We start from the raw sequence: 20,241 nt of genomic DNA, 5'->3' as shown, positions 1-20,241 counted from the left end.
CCGCCAAGAGCACCGGTATCCCGATGGGCACGGCGGATCCCTGCCCGTCATCGCCGCCGAGATAATCTTCTATCGATTAGTCCAGGGCGAACACAAACCATTTAACCGGAAATAGTCCGATGCTTGTCTAGATTTCTTCTTAATGACGGCTTTTGTCGCCCTTTTGTGGGCTCGCGGATTGCACGACGAGAACCTGTGGCGCGGCCTGATGCATCCGGGTGCGCAGCCAGAGCAACTGGACGGCCGTCTCCGGGGCACAGTGGCGGGCGAGGCCGAGCAGCTCGTCGTCCCTGAGCCCGCGGGCGGCCTGTGCGACCACGCTCCACGACAGGTCGCACTCGGTGGCGAGGAGATACAGCCCGTGCAGCTCGCGCAGCAGCGCGAGGCCGCCGCCGTCCCCGCGCGAGCCCGGCGTCATCCGTGGGCGGCGGGCGGTTCCGGTCTCCGCGCCCGCGGCCTCGAAATCCCCGCCGTCGATACTCGCGGCGTCGATACTCGCGGCGTCGATACTCGCGGCGTCGAAAGCCCCGGCGGCGAAGCCGCCGGTATCGAACTCGCCGGTATCGAACTCGCCCCTGCCGAAGCCACCGGCGTCGAATGAACCCGTACCGAAACCCGCGGCGTCGAACCCTGAATCGAAACCCGCGTCGAAACCACCGGTGCCGAACGTGTCCAGCCCCGTGGGCCGCGACGGGGCGGAACCCGGATCGCGCGATTCCGCGGAGCGGTACCTGTGCAGGAAGGGCTCCAGCCGTTCGGTGTGATCGCGGCACTGCGCGGCCAGGCGCTCGCAGACGCCGCAGAGGTCGGACTCGCGGGGGTGGCCGCGCCGCAGCGCGCGGAACCCGGACGACAGCGCGTGCTGCGTGCGGGACAGCGTCTCGAGGTAGCGCGCCAGATGCTCGCTCACCGCTCATCACATCCGCGGACGGCGTCCCCCCAAGCGGTGCGTGTGCCTGCAAGGGCCATGTGTCGTCGCTTCCTTCCGGTAGGCCGACCCACCTCATCTCCGGCGATCGCGGACGTCAGACCTCCTCGTATCGCTCCGGCGCCTCCCCTCCACCGGCCGCGGCCGCCACCTCGGGCCGCGTGCTCGCGCCGCGGCCGAGGCGCGTGGCGGCGGCCGAGTAGAGCCCCTCCCCCACGGGGGCCTCCCCGCGCCGCCCGGCCTTCACCAGCCGGACCGCCACCGCCGTACGCAGCGGCCTGCGGGACACCGGGTCCCACGCGGTGAGCGTCAGCTCCGCCACCACGCGCGCCAGGGCCTCGTCCTGCCCGTCGAGCGGCAGCACCACGACCCCCCGGTGCACGCCGCCCGACAGGCGCGCGACGGCCTCCAGCACGCCCAGAGGCGACTCGGCCCGGACGAGGTCGCCGTCCTCGATGCCGAGCAGCGCGGCGTCGCCGGGGTGGACCTCCAGGCACGGCCCGGCCGGGAACGGCTCGGGCCCGGCGACGGCATCGCCGCGACGGCCCGGACCGCGGCGCGGCCCCCTGCGGACGGTGAGGACCAGCGGATGCTCGTCACCGGCGACCTCGGGAGACGGCTCGAAATCCGCGGCGTGGAGGAACGCCCGTCCCCCGGGGTTCTGCGCGCGGTAGCGTTCCTCGCCCAGCTCGGCCCCCGTGGCAAGGTCGGCCCCGAACGTCTGGCAGTCCCCCGGCCTGGTGGCGAAGCGCCCCCCGGCGTACAGCCGCTCGACGCCGTGGGAGCCGGCCGGCGTGCAGGGCCACTGGACGCCCCCGGCGCGCAGCCGGTCGTAGGTGATCCCGGTGTGGTCGCACGGACGGCCCCTGGTGCACGCCTTCCACGCCTCGAACGCCGACTCGGCGTCCGTCCAGTGCACGAGCGGCCGGCCGTCCCGGTCGCGCAGGTCCATCCGCCGCGCGTAGTCGAGCAGGATGTCGAGGTCGGCCCTGGCCTCCCCCGGCGCCTCGACCGCCTTCTCGCACAGGTGCACCGTGCGGTCGGCGCCGGTGACGGTGCCGGTCTTCTCGCCCCAGACCGCCGCGGGGAGCACCACGTCGGCCAGCCGCGCGGTCTCGGTCAGGTACGCGTCCTGGACGACGACCAACAGGTCCTCCCTCGCGAGGATCCGGTCGAAGCCGGGGATCGTGGCGGCCGGATCGGAGGCCGTGATCCACAGCAGCCCGATCGAGCCCTCCTCGGCGTACCTGAGGATCTGGGTCGCGTGCGTGGCCGGTCCCCAGTGCGGGATGACGGCGGGATCGACGTTCCACAGGTCGGCCAGCTCGCGCACGTGCCCGGTGTCGGCCCAGTTGCGCAGCCCGGGCAGGTCCGCGGCCGAGCCCGTCACCAGCGCGTCGCATCCGGGACCGCCGAGCTGGAACAGCCCGGCCCCCGGCCGGCCGAGCATGCCGCGCAGCAGGTGGACGTTGTTGACCTGGCAGGCCGCGGCGGTCGCCTGGTTGGAGCCCAGGAACTCGGGGCCCACGGTGGACACGAGCCGTTCGGCCGCGCCCAGGATCTCGGCGGCCTGCTCGATCTGCGCGACCGGCACCGCGCAGATCTCCGCCGCCCGCTTGGCGGGGTACGCCTCGACGATCCGCCACAGCCGTTCGAACCCCACGGTGTGCGCGGCGACGTAGGCGGCGTCGTACCAGCCGCCCGCGATCAGTTCGTGCAGCAGGCCGTTGAGGAGGGCCACGTTGGTGCCGGGACGCACAGCGAGGTGGACGTCGGCCTCCACGGCCGCCGCCGTCCCCTCCGGGCCCACCACGATCATGGCGGGCGGCCGGGATCCAAGCCGCCGGTCGAGCATGCGCTCCCACAGCACGGGATGGGTGGCGGCGCAGTCGTGCCCCCACAGCGCGAGCGCGTCGCAGTGGTCCACGTCGGTGTACGACCCGGGCTGGCCGTCGGTGCCGAAGCTCGCCGCGAGCGCGGCCGCGGCGGCCGCCGCGCCCCAGCGGGTGTCGCCGTCCATGTGCGGGGTGCCGATCCCCGCCTTGCCGATGACGGCGAGGGTGTAGTGCTCCTCGAGGAAGAGCCGCGTGCCGGTGTGGAAGGCGAGACGGCCCCAGCCGCCGGGCCGGGCGAGCAGTTCCCGCGACGTCGCGACGACACGCTCCATCGCGACGTCCCACGTCGTCTCCACCAGCCGCCCGTTCTCGCGTACGAGGGGGCGGGTGAGCCGGCCCGCGCGAGGCTGCCACGCCTGCCACTCCCGGGGGTCGAGCCTGCCGTGGTTGACGCGGTCGCCGGCCCGGCCGCGCACCCCCACGATCCGGCCGCCGCGCACCGCCAGGTCGAGGGCGTCGCCGTTGGAGCCCGCCGCGGACACGGCGGGCACCCACCGCTCGGCGCTCGGCTCCGCGGCGCCGTCCTCCGTCAGCACGTCCACCCGCACCGGCCAGGGGCTGCCGAGGCGGATGACCGGGGGAAGCGCGTCGCGCATGTGGCTCGGCAGGGCCGCGGCCAGCCGTTCCACCGCGTCGGGAGGTCCGTACGGCGTGCGCCGCCCCCTGGGATCGGCGATGCGGTCCAGCACCTGGCACCTCCGCGGTGACGACGCCCGAACGAGGCGTCCCGTACCCGGTGCCGTGCACCTCTGATCCCGGAATCGCCCGAACTGACCGGTTCCTTTTCGAATACTTTCCATAGGGTGTCAATGCCGGACCTGCCCCCTGCACGGGTCCCGTGATCTGTAAAGTGCATTTACTGGATAATGTCGGCGCGGCCTGGCGGGGGGCGGCCCGCGCGTTCGCGTGTGGGGTGCGAATGGACGGACGCACGACCGGTCCGGTCGTCACGGGCACGTCCACGCCCCTCGTCGGACGGCGGGACGCGCTGGCCGCGCTGCGCGGCGCGATGGCCGCGAGCCGTCGCGACGGGTTCCAGTTCCTCGCGCTGGCCGGTGAGCCGGGCGCGGGCAAGACGCGGCTGCTCGGCGAGCTCGCGGCGATGGCCGGCGCGGACGGCTTCACCTCCTTGTGGGGACGCGCCGCCGAGTATGAGCAGATGCTTCCCTACAGCGCCCTGGTCGACGCGCTCGACGACCATCTCGACGCACGCCGGGAGGAGGTCGTCAGGGCCGTGGGGGCCGGGCAGGCCGCCCTGCTGTCCGGCGTCTTCCCCGGGCTCGCGGCCGAAGGGGCTCCGGCCGCCGACGAGCCCGCGCTGGCCGACGACCGCAGCGGCCTGGCCCGCTATCGGCTCTACCGGGCCGTACGGCACCTGGTGGGCGCGCTGGCCGGGCCGTCCGGCCTGCTGCTGGTGCTCGACGACGTCCACTGGGCCGACGACGGCACCATCGAGTTCCTCGACCACGTGGTGCGGCACCCGCCCGCCGGTCCGGTGCTGATGGCCGTGGCCTTCCGCCCGGCCCAGGCCGCCCCCCGCGTGGCCAGGCTGGCCGCGGCGGCGGGACCGCGCGGGCACGAGGTCGTGGTCGGTCCCCTCAGCGCCGCCGAGGTCCGGCAGTTCCTCGGCCCCCAGGTCAGCCGGGGGCGCAGCATGGCCCTGTACGAGGCCAGCGGGGGCAACCCGTTCTATCTCGAGGCGCTGGCCCGGATGGACGGCACCGACGTGACCGAGCTGCCGCCGACCGTGCTCGCCGCGCTCCAGGTCGAGCTGGCCGACCTGTCCCCCGGCGCCCTGCTGGTGGCCCAGGCCGCCGCGGTCGCCGCCGACGAGTTCGAGCCGGCCGTCGCCGCCGTGGCCGCCGAGGTGCCGCCGGCCGTCACGCTGGCCGCGCTCGACGAACTGGTCGAGCGCGACATCGTCCGCAGCGCGGGCGGCCGGTTCCGCTTCCGCCACCCGCTCGTACGGCGGGCCGTCTACGAGTCGGCGGCGGCGGGCTGGCGCCTGGGCGCGCACGCCAGGATCGCGGCCCACCTGGCCGAGCTGGGCGCCCCGGCGACCGTACAGGCCCACCACGTGGAGCATTCTGGGTCGTTCGGCGACCGGCGAGCGGTGGAGGTGCTGGTGGAGGCGGCCCGCGCGGTGACCGCGCACGCGCCCGCCACCTCGGCGCACTGGCTGCAGGCGGCGCTGCGGCTCATGCCGGACGACGCCGCGGCCCGGGAGGAACGGCTCGCGCTGATGCTGGAGCTGAGCTGGGCCCAGGGGATCAGCGGCAGGCTGGCCGAGGGCCGCGACACCGCACGCGAGCTGCTGCGCATGCTGCCCGACGACGACTACCCCCGCAGGGGCCGCGCGGCCCGGGTCTGCGCGCTGATGGAGCGCCAGCTCGACCGCCCGCAGGAGGCCAGGGCGCTGCTGCTCGACGAGCTGAGCCGGATGCCCAACCCCCGGGCGGCCGCCGCGGTGCCGATGCGCATGCGCCTGGTCGCCGAGAGCATGATGCGGGTGGACTTCCGGGCCGCCCAGGCCGTGCTCGACCTGATGCCCGACAACGCCGACGACTGGGAGCCCGGGCTCGCGGTCGCGGTGGCGGCGCTGCGCCCGATGCCCGCCCTCGCCGCGCGCCGCATCGACGACGCGCTGCGCTACGCCGACATCGCCGGCAAGCTGCTCGCGGACGCGCCGGACGAGCACCTGTCCGAGTGGCTGGACGCCATCGCCTGGCTCTGCTGGGCCGAGTCCTACCTGGGCCGCTATGGCGATGCGCTGCGCCACTTCGACCGGGCGGCGGCCGTCGCGCGGTCGACCGGGCAGACCTACATCCTGACCAACCTGCTGGCGGGCCGGGCCAAAACACTGGTGGCGACGGGCCGCCTGGCGGAGGCCAGGGCCACCGCCGAGGAGTCGGTCGAGTGCGCCCGGCTGCTCGACTCCGGCCAGCAGCTCGTGTTCGCGCTCACCCAGCTCTGCCTGGCCGAGTCGTGGAGCGGCGACGACGAGGCGGCCATCCGCGCCGGCGAGGAGGCCGTACGCTGCGGCGTCGGGGCGGGCGAGACCTGGGAGGCCACGGCCCGCTACGCCCGAGGACAGGCCCTGGTCAACGCGGGCCGGTTCGCCGAGGGCGTCGAGGCGGTGCTGGACGCGTGCAACCGGTTCGACTCGCCGCGGGTGGACCCGGGCACGCTGCTCCAGGCGTGCGAGGCGCTCGCCTACGCGGACGCCTCCCGGGAGACGAGTGCCGTGGCCGGCGCCGTGCTCGGCGTTGGGACCGGGACCGAGGCGGCCGCCGAGGCGGCGGCTCGGGCGGGGCAGTGGGCGGCGCTCGCCGTACGCCTGGAGGAACCGCGGCTGCCGGCCTACTGCGGCTTCGCCTCGCTCGCCCGCGCGCACGCGCTGTCCCGCGAAGACCCGTCCGCCGCGGCCGCGGCGGCGGAGGAGGCGGCCCGCGCGCTGGCCGCGGGCGAGCGGCGGCTCGACGCGGGCCGGGCCCTGCTCACCGCCGGGCTCGCGCATCTCGGAGCGCCCGGCGGCCGTAGCCGCGCCAGGGAGAACCTCCGCGCCGCGGCCGAGATCTTCGACTCCTGCGGCGCCCGCGCGCTCAAGGCACGCACCGAGCGCGAGCTGCGCCGCCTCGGCGTACGGGTGGGCGGCGGCGCGACCACGGCCGCGAGCGGGGAGGCGGCCAGGTTCGGGCTGTCGCCCCGGGAGCTGGAGGTGGCGCTGCTGGTCGCCGAGGGGCTGACCAACCAGCAGGTCGCCGAGCGGCTCTTCCTCAGCGTGCGTACGGTGGAAACGCACCTGTCGCGGATCTTCGCCAAGCTGGAGGTGACCTCCCGGGTCGGCGTGGCCACCGCCCTTACGCGCTGAGTGCGGACAAGTACGGGTTTTCCACGATGTCGCCGCTATAGCCGGTCCTGGGATCGTAGCCCCGGGCAGAAAGGCGATCGAATGGAACACCGCATACCCCGGTTCACGCTCGACGGCGTGCGCAACGCCGAGGTCACGGTCCATCCGTTCGCCACGGAGGACGAGCTGGGGTTACAGCTCACCCGGTTCCGTAGTCACGACACGCCGGCGCAGGGGGCGCAGGACGACGTCGTGCTGCTCGTGCACGGACTGACCTCGTCGAGCGACATGTTCATCATGCCGGAGCACACGAACCTGGTCCGGTTCCTGCACGACAACGGGTTCGGCGACGTGTGGGCGCTGGACTTCCGGATGAGCAACAGGTTTCCGTACAACATCGAGACCCGCAGGCACACGCTGGACGACATCGCCCAGTATGACCACCCGGCAGCACTGCGCGAGATCCGCCGCCATGTGGGGGCGCGGCGGATCCACGTGGTGGCCCACTGCCTGGGGTCGGTGAGCTTCCACATGAGCCTGTTCTCCGGGGCCGTCAGCGGGATCGCCGGCGTGGTCGCCAACAGCGTCGCGCTGACCCCCCGGGTGCACCCCTGGGCCCGGCTCAAGCTGACCCTCGGCCCCACGCTGCTGGAGTACGGCACGGGCCTGCCCTACCTGGACCCCCGGTTCAAGGACGCGCCCCCGCTGTCGCGGCGGTGGCTGCTGGCGCGCGCCGTCTCCTACTTCCACCCCGAGTGCCGGGAGCCCGCCTGCCACATGCAGAGCTTCATGTGGGGCAGCGGCAGGCCCGCGATGTACCGCCACGGCAACCTGTCGCCGAGCACGCACGTGCACGAGCGGCTCGCCGACCTCAACGGCGCCTGCGACCTGCACTACTACCGGCACGTGCGGAAGATGGTGGCCGCCGGGCGCGCGGTGAAGTACGACACCGGCGACCCGAGGTTCGCCGCGCTGCCGGACGACTACCTCGTCAACGCGGCCGACGTCGACACGCCCATCCTGTTCCTGACGGGCGACCACAACGACGTCTTCACCGACTCCAACATCGTCTGCCACCGCGTCCTGTCGAAGGCGGCGCCGGGACGGCACGAGCTGCGGGTCCTGCCCGGCTACGGGCACATCGATCCCCTGATCGGCCGGAACGCGCACCGGGACGTCTTCCCGCACATCCTCGACTTCCTGAAGCGGCACAGCGGTCGCTGACCACGGCGCTGAGAGACCATTACTGAGAGATCATTCATGGAACACGTCGACGCGGTCGTGGTCGGTTCGGGTTTCGGCGGCTCGGTCGCCGCCTACCGTCTCGCCGAGGCGGGGCTGTCGGTGGTGGTGCTGGAGCGCGGCAGGGCGTACGCGCCGGGGGACTTCCCGCGCGGCCCGGCCCAGCTCGGCCGCGCCTTCTGGGACCCCGCCGAGAACCTGTACGGGATGTTCGACATCTGGAGCTTCTCCGACTGCGACTCGGTGGTCGCCAGCGGCCTCGGCGGCGGCTCGCTCATCTACGCCAACGTGATGCTGCGCAAGGACGAGGACTGGTTCGTCCACGAGCAGGCGCTGCCCGGCGGTGGTTACGAGTCGTGGCCGGTGACCAGGGCCGATCTCGAACCGCACTACGACGCGGTCGAGCGCATGATCGGCGTCTCGCCCTACCCGCTGAGCCACGCCGGCTTCGACGACACGCTGAAGACGCTCGCCATGCGGGACGCGGCCGCCGAGCTGGGGCTCGACTGGCGGCTTCCGCCGCTGGCCGTCAGCTTCGCGCCGTCGCCCGGGGCGCAGCCCTGCCAGGGTGTGCCGCTCACCGATCCCGCGTACGGCAACCTGCACGGCGTGCCACGCCGTACGTGCCGGTTGTGCGGCGAGTGCGACCTCGGCTGCAACGAGGGCGCGAAGAACAGCCTCGACCACACCTACCTGTCGGCCGCCCGGCGCCACGGCGCCGACCTGCGCACGCTGCACGAGGTGCGGCGCATCAGGCCGCGCGTGGGCGGCGGCTACGACGTGCAGTACATCGAGCACATGCCGCGCGGCGACGAGGCGGTGGACGACGCCGACGGGCCGCCCCGGTGGACCGGGCCGCACACGATCAGCTGCGACCGGCTCGTCCTGGCCGCCGGCACGTACGGCACGTCCTACCTGCTGCTGAAGAACCGGGCGGCCTTCCCCGGCCTCAGCGGGACGCTCGGCACCCGCTTCTGCGGCAACGGGGACATGCTGGCGTTCCTGCTGCGGGCCACCGACCGGAGCAGGACCCGGCCCATCCGGGCGAGCCGCGGGCCGGTCATCACCAGCGCGATCCGGCTCGACGACGGCGCGGACGGGCGCGGCGCCTACATCGAGGACGGCGGCTATCCCGAGTTCGTCGACTACCTGGTCGAGGGCGCGGACATGAGGCCGGGCCGGATCGCCCGGTTCCTGCTGCGGCGGCTGCGCAACATCCTCACCCACGACACCAACCTGTCGGCGGAGTTCGCCGACCTCATCGGCCGGGGCGAGCTGTCGGGCACCTCGCTGCCGCTGCTCGGCATGGGCCGCGACGTCCCCGACGGGAGGCTGCGCCTGCGCGACGGCCGGCTCGACGTCGACTGGGAGGGCGAGACCAGCGAGGACTACTACGAGCGGCTGCGCTCGATCATGCGCAGGATCGGCGACGTGCTCGGCGCGGAGTACGCAGACAGCCCGCCGTGGTGGCGCAAGCGGGTCATGACCGTGCATCCGCTGGGCGGCGCGCCGATGGGCCGCCATCCGGGCGAGGGGGTCTGCGACGCGTACGGCGAGGTCTTCGGCTTCCCGGGCCTGTACGTGGCGGACGGCGCGGCCCTGCCGGGGCCGGTCGGCGCCAACCCGTCGCTGACGATCGCCGCGCTCGCCGACCGCATGAGCACCCGGATCCTGGAGGGCCGCACGTCCCGCGCCACGCCCGTGGCGGGGGCCCAGGCCGTGCGGGTGTCAGCCGTGCCGCCGATCGAGGTGGCGGCGGAGGCGCAGGCCGGGGTTCCGGCCGCCGTGTCCGGCGGCGGCCGTACCTTCGCGGGCGGGCCCGCCGACGAGCCGAGCGTGTTCGAGGGCCGGACTTCGCTGTGGTTCGTGGAGGAGATGCGGGGACGCCTGACGCCCGGCCCGGCCCGGCGTGCGGCCCGCGTGGGCGGGGCCGGGTCCCCGTTCTCCTTCCGCCTCACGATCACCATCGACGACATCGACCGTTTCCTCACCGAACCCGAGCACGAGGCCAGGGCGGAGGGCTGGATCGAGGCCGACATGTGCGGGGGCAGGCGGCCTATCGCCCGGGGCTCGTTCAACCTGTTCGTCCCCGGGGAGACGTCCGAGCAGCGGCGCATGTGCTATCGCCTGCACTTCTGGGACGCCGACGACCGGCCCCGCACCCTGGCCGGGCGCAAGGAGATCCAGCCGGGCGCGCCGACCCGTCTGTGGCTGGACACCTCCACCCTGCACGCCCGCCTGCTGGAGGGGCACGTCGAGGAGGACGGGGACGAGGACGCCACGGTGGTCGCCACGGGGACGCTGCGCATCCTGCCGTCCGACCTCGTGCGGATGCTCACGACCTTCCGTACTGCGGGGCCGGACGGCGCGGCGGCCGTGACGCGCTTCTGCCGGTTCTTCCTCGGCGAGCTGTGGGATGTCTACGGCCCCGGCTGATCCCTCCGGTAGGACTCATAGGGGTCGTAGTCGACCTCGAGGGGCTCCTGACCGGGGCGGTCGGGCTCGGGGACGTGCCGGAGGTTGACCCTGATCCTCGTCCACGTGGAGCTGCGCCCGCGCATCGAGTCGACCAGGACGTCGGCCGGCTGGAGCAGGCGGGCCGCCTCGGGGTGGCGGGCCTTCCACCGTTCGAGCCCGGCCATCGCCTCGTCGCGCGTGGCGGCCCTGGCGATCTCGACGAGCGGCATGACGGACTGACGCCGTCCCTGCCTGGGCGAGGCGGCGGGCTTGTCCGGCCGCGGCCCCTGGGCCTCGGCCAGCTCCAGCAGGGCGTCGAGCGACCCCGCCCGCTCGTCCATCCCGGCCCACGGGTCGCCCGTCTCGGCGAACCGGTCGGGCATCGACGCGAGCGTGAAGTCCTCCGGCCGGCACCCGGGCACCTCGTCCCAGGTCAGCGGGGCCGAGACCAGGCCGGTCGGCCGTACGGAGTAGGCGGAGGCGACGGTGTGGTCGCGGGCGTTCTGGTTGTAGTCCACGAAGACGCCCTGCCGCTCCTCCTTCCACCACCGGCTGGTGGCGACGTCCGGCTCCCGGCGCTCGACCTCCCTGGCCACGGCCTCGGCGGCGCGCCGCACCTCGCGGAAGGTCCAGCGCGGCTCGATGCGGGCGTAGACATGGAACCCGCGCGAACCCGACGTCTTGGGCCAGGCGGTCAGGCCGTGCTCCTCCAGCACGTCCCTGGCGACCAGGGCGACCCGGACGATCTCCGCCCAGCCGACGCCGGGCACGGGATCGAGATCGATCCGCAGCTCGTCGGGATGGTCGAGGTCGTGGGCCCGCACGGGGTGGGGGTTGAGGTCGACGCAGCCCAGGTTCACCGTCCACAGCAGGTGCGCGAGGTCGCGGATCACCACCTCGTCCGCCGTACGGCCCGAGGGGTAGCGCAGCTCGACGACCTCCACCCACTCGGGGCGCTTGGCGGGCGCCCGTTTCTGGAAGAACGCCTCCTGGTCGACGCCGTGCACGAAGCGCTTGAGTATCACCGGCCGGTCGGCCACGCCGCGCACCGCCCCCTCGGCGACCACGCGGTAGTAGGAGATCAGGTCGAGCTTCGTGTGCCCGGTCCGCGGGAAGACCACGCGGTCCGGATTCGTGATCTTCACGATCCTGCCGTCGAGCTCCAGCGTCATGCCGCCACACTACGTCGCCGCTCCGCCGCCGCCCGGAAGCCACGTCTCGTGCCGGTTCGCTGACATCCGCGGCCCGGAGGCTCTAAGATCGCCGCCCATAACCGCATATGTGGCTGGAAAGGCGGGCACCCCGTGATCTCCGATAGATGGTCCCCGTCGGCCGTGGAAGGGCTCATCTCGCTGCCGCTGGAGTCCCTGCTCACGGAGGACTACGAAGCCGATCCCGCGCTCGTTCACGAGCGCCTGCGCGCCAGGTATGGCCCGGTGGCCCCGATCGACGTCCTCGGTGTGCCGGTCTGGTTCGCGATCGGCTACGACGAGGTGCTGCACATCATGCAGAACCCGCGCGACATGTGGAGCAAGCGCGTGGACCACTGGCGGGCGTACGCGGAGGGGCGCGTTCCCGCCGACTGGCCGCTGCTCGCCCTCCTCCAGGCCGACAACTCGGGTTTCCACGACGGGGAAAGGCACCGGGCCCTGCGCGGCCCCTGGATCGCGGGACTCCGGCCGTTCCAGGATCCCGGGAGCGAGCAGGCGCAGCGGCTCGAACGCGCCATGGTGAGACACTGCGACGACCTCGCGGGCGTGCTGGCGGAGGGCGGGCCCGCGGGGCAGGCCGATCTCGCCGCCCAGTATGGGCGGCCGTTCCCGTTGCTCGTCGCCAACCACCTGCTCGGCGTCACGATCGAGCGCGGCGAGGAGATGATAGAGGACCAGTGGCGCCTGCTGAACGGCCCCGACTCCGCCGGGGCCTACCAGCGGTTATATGCCGCCCTCCTCGAACTGGCGCAGGCCAAACGGCAGCGGCGCGGCGACGACCTGCCGTCGTACATGATCGAGGCGAAGCCCGACCTCACCGACGAGGAGCTCGCCCGCGAGCTGATGATGCTGTCGGGTTTCCTCGACTTCACCGGCAGCCTGATCTGCAACGTCATCTTCGAGGCGATCACCAATCCCCGGCTCAGGGAGAGCGTGTCGATCGGCGCGATAGAGGAGGTGGTCAACCGCGTCGCCCTTACCAACCCGGCGCTGGCCAACCTGACCTTCCGTTACGCCAGATCGGAGGTGAAGCTGGGCCGTTTCACGATCGCGCCCGGCGACCCGGTGATGCTGTCCATCGCGGGCGCGCACACCGACCCCCGCTTCGGCGGCGCGCTCGCCCGCGACTCGGTCCGCAGCACCCGCGCCCACCTGGCGTGGGGCGCGGGCCCGCACAGGTGCCCGAGCCAGCGGCTGGCCACCCAGATGTGCACGATCGCGGTGCGCCAGCTACTCGACCGGTTCTCGGCGCTGCGGTTCACGCAACCGGCCGAGCGGCTTCCCTGGCGTGTCTCCCCCTTCGTCCGCACGATGAGCGCCCTGCCCGTGCACTACGAGATCAGCCGGAGCTTCGCCCTCACGCTTGAATCCGCCGGTGAGCCGGCGCCGCCCGCCGCGAAGGACAGCGCTCAGGACAGCGGCACAGGCGGCGGCACGGGCGGCGGCACGGGCGGCGGCACGGGCGGTCTGACCGACGAGGGCGACGCGCGCCCGAGGTCCCGCCTCCGGGCTTTCCTGGGCAGGCTGCTCGGCTCGCAATGAGCCGCGCGGACGCACCGGTTCGCGGGCCGTGGTCCGGCCGACCGGGTCCGGCCGGCCGGGTCCGGAAGGGAGACCTCGGCCGGCCTCGTTCGTCTGCGTGGCCAGGGCGCGCATCTCCCCCTCGACCGCCGGCCAGTGCCCCATGGCCTCTCGTGCGCCTCTCGTGCGCCTCTCGTGCGCCTCTCGTGCGGCGAAGCCGGCGTGACGCGCGGCGGTCGTCATCCCGCCATCATCGCCGGGTCATTCGCCGGGTCATCGCCGGGCCCTGCTTCCCCGGCGGGCGCCCGGCGCGGGCCCGGTCAGGCGAGGCCGGCGGCGCGGAGGGCCTCGCCGAACGCGGCGCGGTTGGCCCGCTGGTCGGCGACCGCACGCGCGAGGGCCTCGGTGTCCGAGTCGTGGAAGGCCGGGACGTCCTGCTCGATCACGATCCAGCCCTCGTAGCCCGACCGCCGCAGCTCGGCCAGTACGGCGGGCAGGTCCAGGTCGCCCTGCCCGAGCGGCGGGAAACCACCCGCCGCGACCAGGTCCCACAGGTCTCCGCCGCCGGCGCGTACCCGGGCGAGGACGTCCCGGGAGGCGTCCTTGACATGCACCTGCCGGATGCGCGAGGACCAGTCGCGGATCGCCGCCACGGGGTTGCCCCCGGCCAGCCACAGATGCCCGGTGTCCAGGCACAGCGAGACGTCCGTCGAGCCGAGCAGCCGTTCGATCTCCTCCGGCGTCTCCACGTCGGTGCCCAGGTGGTGGTGGAAGACGGGTTCCAGGCCGCGGTCGCGGCAGCGGGCCGCCGCCTCGTCGATGCTCCGGGCGTACGCGGGCCAGTCGCCGTCGGGCAGGGACAGCCTGCGGTCGGCCGGCATGCCGGGACGGGCGAACCGTTCGGGCCGGTCGGGGCAGGCGAGCGTCGGCCGCGGCGCGAACCGCGGATCGGCCGCCCCTTCGGCGTCGCCGACGGCGGTGAACACGTCGAGCGCGGCGTCGAGCGCGGCCAGGTCCTCGCGGAAGCCGTCCGGGTCGCCGTACCGCAGGTCGACCCAGCCGCCGGCGAGCCCGAGACCCTGCGCCGCGAGCCGTTCGGGAAGGGTCCGCGTGGTGCCCAGGTAGCCGATCGGGCCGGAGTCGGTGCCGTCATACCCGGCCTCGTGCATCGTCGCGAGCATCTCCTGCGGCCCCAGCGGCGCGCCGTCCTGGCGGTAGACGCCGAAGTTGACGGGCGCGCTCGCCACTCGCACTTCCCAGGGGGAGGTGTGCGCCCTCACCCCGTCACCTCCGGCACGAGCCGGGGCTGCGCGGCGAGCGGCTCGCCGCTCGTGCTGGGCCGGCTCGCGGTGGGCCGGCTCGCGGTGGGTCGGCTCGTGATTGGCCGAAGGGCCTCCCGCCGCACCGCCTCGGCCGCGTTCTCGCCATCGGGGTCGCGGGACACCTGCTCACCCTCTCCGCTTCTCGGGGACGAACCATGACAGAGCATGGTCCGCCCGATTGAACCACAACCCGCTCGGCGCATCCTGCGATCAGGCGTGGTCACAGCGACTTCTCAGAGTGATCCGCCGAGGTAGCGCTCGGCCAGATCGCAGCTTCCCTCGGTGTAGCCCGCGCCGAGCTCCCCGGCGATGTCGGCGGCCGAATGGGAGCCTATCCACGCGACGAGGAGGAGGCGGCGGAACATGATGAACGTCCAGATCTCGGCCTCGTCTTCCTTCGGCAGGTCGAGCACGGACCGGTAGCCGCGCACCCACGACTCCGCCATGTGCGGCACCTCCGGCCGGTGCTCGATGAAGCTGACGGCGGCGCCGAAGTCGTAGAGATACCAGCCCAGGCCGCAGTCGTCGAAGTCGATGACGCTGGTGCCCGCCCGGCCGTCCACGAGGAGGTTGGCCAGGCGCAGATCGGCGTGGATGAGCCCATACCGGTCGGGGCCCTTGCCGAACCGCTCCAGCCTGCGGCGCAGCTCGGCCTCCAGCCGGGCGAGCACCGTGTGCGCCTCCCGGTCGACGCCGACGCCGTCCTGCCACCTGCCCCACCGCGCCTCGGGGCCGAAGGCGGCGTCGAGGTCCCAGTGGAAGCGGGTGAAGAACGCCGGCCTCGCCCAGGCGCGGGCGTGGCGGTGCATGCGGGCGGTCAGCGCGCCCAGCCGTTCGAACTCCTCCACCAGCCGGTCCTCGGCCGGCTCCGCGCCGGGAAGGAACTCGAACATCACACAGTGACGCGGCTGCTCACCCGGTTCCCGGACGGTGACGACCCGCGAGCCGTCGCGGGCGGGCAGCACGCGCGGCGTGACGATCCCGGCCTCGTCGCGCAGCGCGTCGAGCCAGGCGAGCTCGCTCGCGATGGCCTCCGGCGAGTGGTAGCCGAGCCGGTGGACCCGCAGGATCGTCGTACGCCCGCCGTCGGCGACCGTGAAGGTCGCGTTCTCCGAGACGTTGAGCAGCGTCACCGAGGCGTCGGGGGAAACGTCGTAGTGGCGAAGGGCGCGGCGGGCGACCCCCTCGACGCGCGTGAGGACGTCACCGCCTGCGGACAGGTCGTGGACCTGCATGCATTCTCCTAAAGGGCCCTCGGGAAGTGTCCGTCAAATCTTCCCCCGGATGATGTCTCCCCCGTCGCTCGCACTCCCCGCGCCGCGTGCCGCCCCGCACACCCGAGCGAAAAACTCTTTGCGCGCCGGGGCGGTTTCCGTACACTCGCCAGTGATCACGCGCGCCGCGCCGCGGCGTGCGCCCTGACCGAGTGAGAGGAGTTGACCATGCGCCAGCGCGTCGCGGTCGTCGTCCTCCGGTCACGGCACGAGGTGATCCTGGTGTCTACGTCGCTCCCCGGTGCCCGCCGCGCGGCCCGCACCGGACGTTCCTGACGAGCTTTCGCACCCCTGCTGAGACTTCCGTATCTCCGCTGAGACCTCTGCTGAGGTCGGAGCCTGCGGCCGCACTGTGCCTATAACGCCGGGCGCACTGTGCCTATAACGCCGGGCGCACTGTGCCTATAACGCCGGGCGCACTGTGCCGATAACGCCGGGGCCGCATGCGGGCTCGCGGGGTGGTGCCACGTGCCCGCTCCGCCTGCCGTCCGCCTGCCGTCCGCCTGGCTCCCCGGCGGTCCTCGCAGGGTCTCCCGCAGGGGTCGCGCCCGGCCGGAATCCGGCCGGTTCGTCTCGTCAGGCCAATCGCGCCCGCCACCGTACGCACCTTTCCGAAGGGCATGGCCATGCGCGCCGACCTGAACCGCAATCACCTCGTACCGCTGACCGGCATCCGCAACCTGGGCATCCTCGCCCACGTCGACGCGGGTAAGACCACCGTCACCGAACGGATCCTCTACCTCACCGGCACCGTCCACCGGCGCGGTGAGGTGCACGAGGGCACCACCGTCACCGATTTCGACCCCTTGGAGCGCGACCGTGGGATCACCATCTTCGCCGCCGCCGTGAGCTGTCTGTGGGACGGCCACCGCATCAACCTGATCGACACCCCGGGTCACGTGGACTTCTCCGACGAGGTGGAGCGGTCGCTGCGGGTGCTCGACGGCGCGGTCGCGGTGTTCGACGCAGTCGCCGGCGTGGAGCCACAGAGCGAGTCGGTGTGGCGGCAGGCCGACCGGTACGGCGTGCCGCGCATCGCGTTCGTCAACAAGATGGACCGCGCCGGGGCCGACCTCGACACGGCGGTCGAGTCGATCCGCGAACGGCTGCGCGTCATCCCGCTGGTCGTCCAGCTGCCCATCGGGCGCGAGGACGGGTTCACCGGCGTGGTGGACCTCCTGCGGGTGCGAGCGCTGGTGTGGGAGACCGGCCGTGACACGGTCACCGAAGGCCCGGTGCCGGACGCCCTCGCCGACGAGGCCCGCCGGCGCCGGCGCCTGCTGGAGGAGAACGTCGCCGAGCTTCATCCGGCGGCGCTGGAGGAGTTCTGCGCCCTCCCGGAGATCTCCGCGCCGACCCTGGCCGCCGCCCTGCGCGACCTGACCCTGCGTGGTGAGGCCGTGGTGGTGCTGTGCGGCTCGGCGTACCGCAACCGTGGCGTCGAACCGCTGCTGGACGCCATCGTGGCCTACCTGCCCGCGCCGTCCGACGTGCCGCCCGTACGCGCCGCGGGGGACGATCCCGGGCAGGAGCGGCCCGCCGACCCGGCGGCGCCCTTCGCCGGGCTGGTCTTCAAGGTGCACGCCGCCCCCACCGGTCGGCTGACGTACCTGCGCGTGTATTCGGGGACGATCAGGAGAGGAGACGTCGTGCTGGACGCCGGCGCCCGCCGCACCGAGCGGATCGGACGCATCCTCCGGGTGCAGGCCGACCGGCACACCGAGACGGACCACGCCACGGCCGGTGACATCGTCGCGGTGGCCGGGATCAAAGCCGCCCGCGCCGGGGCGACCCTCTGTGCTCCCGGGGCACCGCTGGTCCTCGAACCGCCGGTCACGGCCTCGCCGGTGGTCTCCGTGGCCGTCGAGCCGCGCGGGAGCGGCGACGCCGACCGGCTCGCGACCGCGCTGGCCCGGATGGCCGACGAGGACCCCTCGCTGTCGGTCCGCACCGATCCCGAGACCGGCCAGACGGTGCTGTCGGGCATGGGCGAGCTGCACCTGGAGGTCGCGGTGGAGAGGCTCCGCCGCGACCACCGGCTCGACGTCGCCGTCGGACGGCCGAGGGTCGCCTACCGGGAGACCGTCGTACGCGGGGTGTCCGGGCTGCTCTATCGGCACGTCAAGCAGGACGGCGGCGCCGGGCAGTTCGCGCACGTCGTGCTCGACGTGGAGCCGCTCGACCATGACGCGGGCTTCGAGTTCCGGTCGACGGTCACCGGCGGCCGGGTGCCGCGCGAGTACGTCGGCGCGGTCGAGGCCGGCTGCCGGGACGCTCTCGCCGAGGGCCCGCTCGGTGGCCACCCGGTGACCGGCCTGCGGGTCACGCTGACCGACGGCGCGACCCACCCGAAGGACTCCTCGGAGATGGCGTTCCGCACGGCCGGGCGGCTCGCGCTGCGGGAGGCGTTGCGTGCCGGTGAGATGGCGCTGCTGGAACCGCTGGCCGAGGTCACGGTCACCGTGCCCGAGGACGCCGTCGGCGGGGTGCTGGGCGACCTCGCGGCCAGGCGCGGCCGGGTCACCGGTTCGGCGGCGAGGGCGGGCACCGTCGTGGTCACCGCGACCGTGCCGCTGGCCGAGCTGTTCGGGTACGCGACCGGGCTGCGCGGCCGGACCCAGGGCAGGGGCTCCTTCACCAGCCGCCCCGCGGGCCACGCCCAGGTGACCGGTCCCGTGCCGGGCCTGACCCGGTAGGCAGCCTGCCCTTGGCCCTCACCGGCCCCGTAGCGACCCCGTAGCGGCCCCGCACCGGCCGTGCTCCCTGCCTCGCTCCGGCCCCGTCCTCGTCTCGGCGCGGACGGGGCCGTGAGGCCGCCGACGGCACGACACTGGTGACCATCCCCTTGCCCACGCCCTCGCGCACACCTCGACGAGCTCGCGTCCCTCTTGGGGTACGTCCGTGTCCCCAGGCTGGACCCCACGCCGACGCACCTGCCTACGCGGTCGCGTACGCCTACCAGCGGTTCCTGGACAACCTGCGCGAAGGCGGCACCTCGGCCAGCGGCTCCATCGCCTCGGGCGGGGCCTCGGGCGGCGGCTCAGGTGCGATCTCGAGCGACGCCTCGGGCGGCGGCTGAGGCAGCGCCTTGGGTTGCGGCTCGGGCGGGACCTCGGGTGTGCCCGATTTCGCGCACGGCGCCGCACGGCACCGCAGCATCGAGTCCGTGGTCACGACGCCCTGACCACAGCCCCTCAGCCGCCCGCCCGTATCGCGCGGCCCCGACCGCGGTCCCCCCGGCCGTCTGGCCGTATCGCGCAGCCCTGCGGTGCGCTGCGAAGCACTGTTAGCACGTGGAGCGCCGTCGAGCACTGCGGCGCGCTGTGAATGCCTGTGATCATCGTGAAGCCCAGTGGACAGTGCACCGGCAGCCGCCGCCTCATGCCTTGCCTCATGCCTCGCGTCGGCCCTCGGCTCGGGTGGTAACGGATGCAGCCGCCGGGCCGGCCCACGCGTCCCCCGGGCATGCCCTGTGCGTCCCCCCGGGCATGCCCTGTGCGTCGCCCGGGCCTGTCCTACGCGTTGCCTGGGCCTGTCTGCGCGTCCACCCCGCCCGGCGCCTCCCGCCTTACTCCCGCAGCCGCCGGGGCCTGTCCGCGCGTCGCCCGGTGCCGCGTCGCCCTCCTTGTGCCCCCGTCTTACTCGCCCAGCCTCCGGGGCCTGTCCGCGCGGCGCCCACCCCGTACCACCGGCCTCACTCCTGCAGCCGTCGGGCTCGTCCGAGGCGGTGGTAGGTGAAGGCCCAGCGGTCTTCGCCGACGTTGCGGCGGGTGTAGCGCTCGGGGTGCTGGTAGCGGTCGCGGTTGTGGAACTGGCAGGCCGGTCCGAGGAGTTTCAGGTCGGTGAGGCCGCCGGTGCTCCAGTTGTCGGCGTGGTCGATCTGGCACATGGTCGCCGGGAGCGGGCAGCCGTCGACCCAGCACGTGGCATACCGGGCGAACACCGCCCTGCGCTGGGCAGGAGTCGCCAGGCGGACCTTACGGCCCATGTCGAGGACCTGTCCCTCGGCGTTCATGACGATCCGCACCAACGTGCTGGTGCGGGCGAGGCGGTGCACGCTGGAGACGGGCAGCACCTGCCCGGTCGCCAGCAACAACCCCGGCGGCACCATCCCCAACGCCCCTCCCAGAGACGCCCCCGGCAGCGTGCTTGCCGACGCTCCCAGCGCCGACCCCAGCGACGCCCCGGGCAGCGTGCCCGCCGACGCTCCCAGCGACGCACCCAAGAACGCCCCGGGCATCGTGCCGGCCGACGCACCTGGCGCTGCTCCGGGTGACGCCCCGGGAGCTGCTCCCGGTGACGCACTCTGCGATGCTGCTTGCGCCGTCCCCGGCGTCCCACGCCCGGCTCCCGGTGTCCCCGACGTTTCCGCTGCCCCGGTCGCGCAGCAGCAGCGCGCCTCGCCGTCGCACCGGCACATGCTGTGGCCATGCCGGCAGTCCCCCGCAGGCCGAGGCCCGGCGTGGGTGTGACGTGCGGAGACATCTTCGGGAGGAGGATCCGGCCGCCCCACACTCGAAGACGCTGCCTCCGAGTGCGTT

Annotated in this window: 12 protein-coding genes; 5 read left to right on the top strand and 7 right to left on the bottom strand. The window is 73.6% G+C overall.

Annotation, left to right across the window (positions count from 1 at the left end; all coding sequences use genetic code 11):
• Positions 1-139: 139 nt before the first annotated feature.
• Positions 140-910, bottom strand: a complete 771-nt coding sequence (locus HCK04_RS27930; protein WP_142650378.1) for a hypothetical protein — start codon at positions 908-910, stop codon at positions 140-142.
• A gap of 115 nt (positions 911-1,025) precedes the next feature.
• Entirely contained in the window at positions 1,026-3,512 is a 2,487-nt protein-coding gene (locus HCK04_RS27925) for a molybdopterin-dependent oxidoreductase (protein ID WP_221889984.1), read from the bottom strand.
• Positions 3,513-3,742: 230 nt separating this feature from the next.
• On the opposite strand from HCK04_RS27925, the gene HCK04_RS27920 reads away from it, so the two are divergent.
• From HCK04_RS27920 to HCK04_RS27910, 3 genes are all read left to right on the top strand, one after another.
• The gene (locus tag HCK04_RS27920) at positions 3,743-6,694 is read left to right on the top strand and encodes a LuxR family transcriptional regulator (RefSeq protein WP_142650376.1); all 2,952 of its coding nucleotides are present in this window, start codon (positions 3,743-3,745) and stop codon (positions 6,692-6,694) included.
• An 81-nt stretch (positions 6,695-6,775) separates the two neighbouring features.
• Positions 6,776-7,897, top strand: coding sequence for an alpha/beta fold hydrolase (locus HCK04_RS27915; protein ID WP_142650375.1), 1,122 nt, complete (start codon positions 6,776-6,778; stop codon positions 7,895-7,897).
• A 36-nt stretch (positions 7,898-7,933) separates the two neighbouring features.
• Positions 7,934-10,351: a GMC family oxidoreductase gene (locus HCK04_RS27910; protein ID WP_142650374.1), complete on the top strand. Its 2,418-nt coding sequence runs from the start codon at positions 7,934-7,936 to the stop codon at positions 10,349-10,351.
• On the opposite strand, the gene ligD is transcribed toward HCK04_RS27910, so the two are convergent.
• Positions 10,336-11,544, bottom strand: a complete 1,209-nt coding sequence (gene ligD / locus HCK04_RS27905) for a non-homologous end-joining DNA ligase (protein WP_142650373.1) — start codon at positions 11,542-11,544, stop codon at positions 10,336-10,338. The two genes, HCK04_RS27910 and ligD, sit on opposite strands and share 16 nt — an antisense overlap.
• Positions 11,545-11,676: 132 nt before the next feature.
• Between ligD and HCK04_RS27900 the strand changes: the two genes are divergently transcribed.
• Entirely contained in the window at positions 11,677-13,125 is a 1,449-nt protein-coding gene (locus HCK04_RS27900) for a cytochrome P450 (protein WP_142650372.1), read from the top strand.
• Between the two features lie 299 nt (positions 13,126-13,424).
• Here the strand turns inward: HCK04_RS27900 and HCK04_RS27895 are convergent, their stop codons facing one another.
• Both HCK04_RS27895 and HCK04_RS27890 read right to left on the bottom strand, forming a co-directional pair.
• Positions 13,425-14,351 (bottom strand): sugar phosphate isomerase/epimerase, encoded by a 927-nt coding sequence (locus HCK04_RS27895; protein WP_260617429.1) that lies wholly within the window; start codon positions 14,349-14,351, stop codon positions 13,425-13,427.
• Positions 14,352-14,659: 308 nt separating this feature from the next.
• Positions 14,660-15,661, bottom strand: a complete 1,002-nt coding sequence (locus HCK04_RS27890; RefSeq protein WP_142650371.1) for a phosphotransferase — start codon at positions 15,659-15,661, stop codon at positions 14,660-14,662.
• A 665-nt stretch (positions 15,662-16,326) separates the two neighbouring features.
• On the opposite strand from HCK04_RS27890, the gene fusA reads away from it, so the two are divergent.
• A complete protein-coding gene (gene fusA / locus HCK04_RS27885; protein WP_142650370.1) occupies positions 16,327-18,396 on the top strand; it encodes an elongation factor G in 2,070 nt (689 codons plus the stop codon).
• Between the two features lie 259 nt (positions 18,397-18,655).
• On the opposite strand, the gene HCK04_RS27880 is transcribed toward fusA, so the two are convergent.
• Both HCK04_RS27880 and HCK04_RS27875 read right to left on the bottom strand, forming a co-directional pair.
• Complete coding sequence (locus tag HCK04_RS27880) at positions 18,656-18,874, bottom strand: hypothetical protein (RefSeq protein ID WP_168066320.1); 219 nt, start codon at positions 18,872-18,874, stop codon at positions 18,656-18,658.
• Between the two features lie 520 nt (positions 18,875-19,394).
• Positions 19,395-19,940 (bottom strand): HNH endonuclease signature motif containing protein, encoded by a 546-nt coding sequence (locus tag HCK04_RS27875; protein WP_168066322.1) that lies wholly within the window; start codon positions 19,938-19,940, stop codon positions 19,395-19,397.
• Between the last annotated feature and the right edge of the window lie 301 nt (positions 19,941-20,241).

It is taken from the genome of Microbispora sp. CL1-1 (assembly GCF_012034195.1).
Lineage (GTDB): Bacteria > Actinomycetota > Actinomycetes > Streptosporangiales > Streptosporangiaceae > Microbispora.
This window is presented reverse-complemented; position numbering and strand designations above follow the sequence as displayed.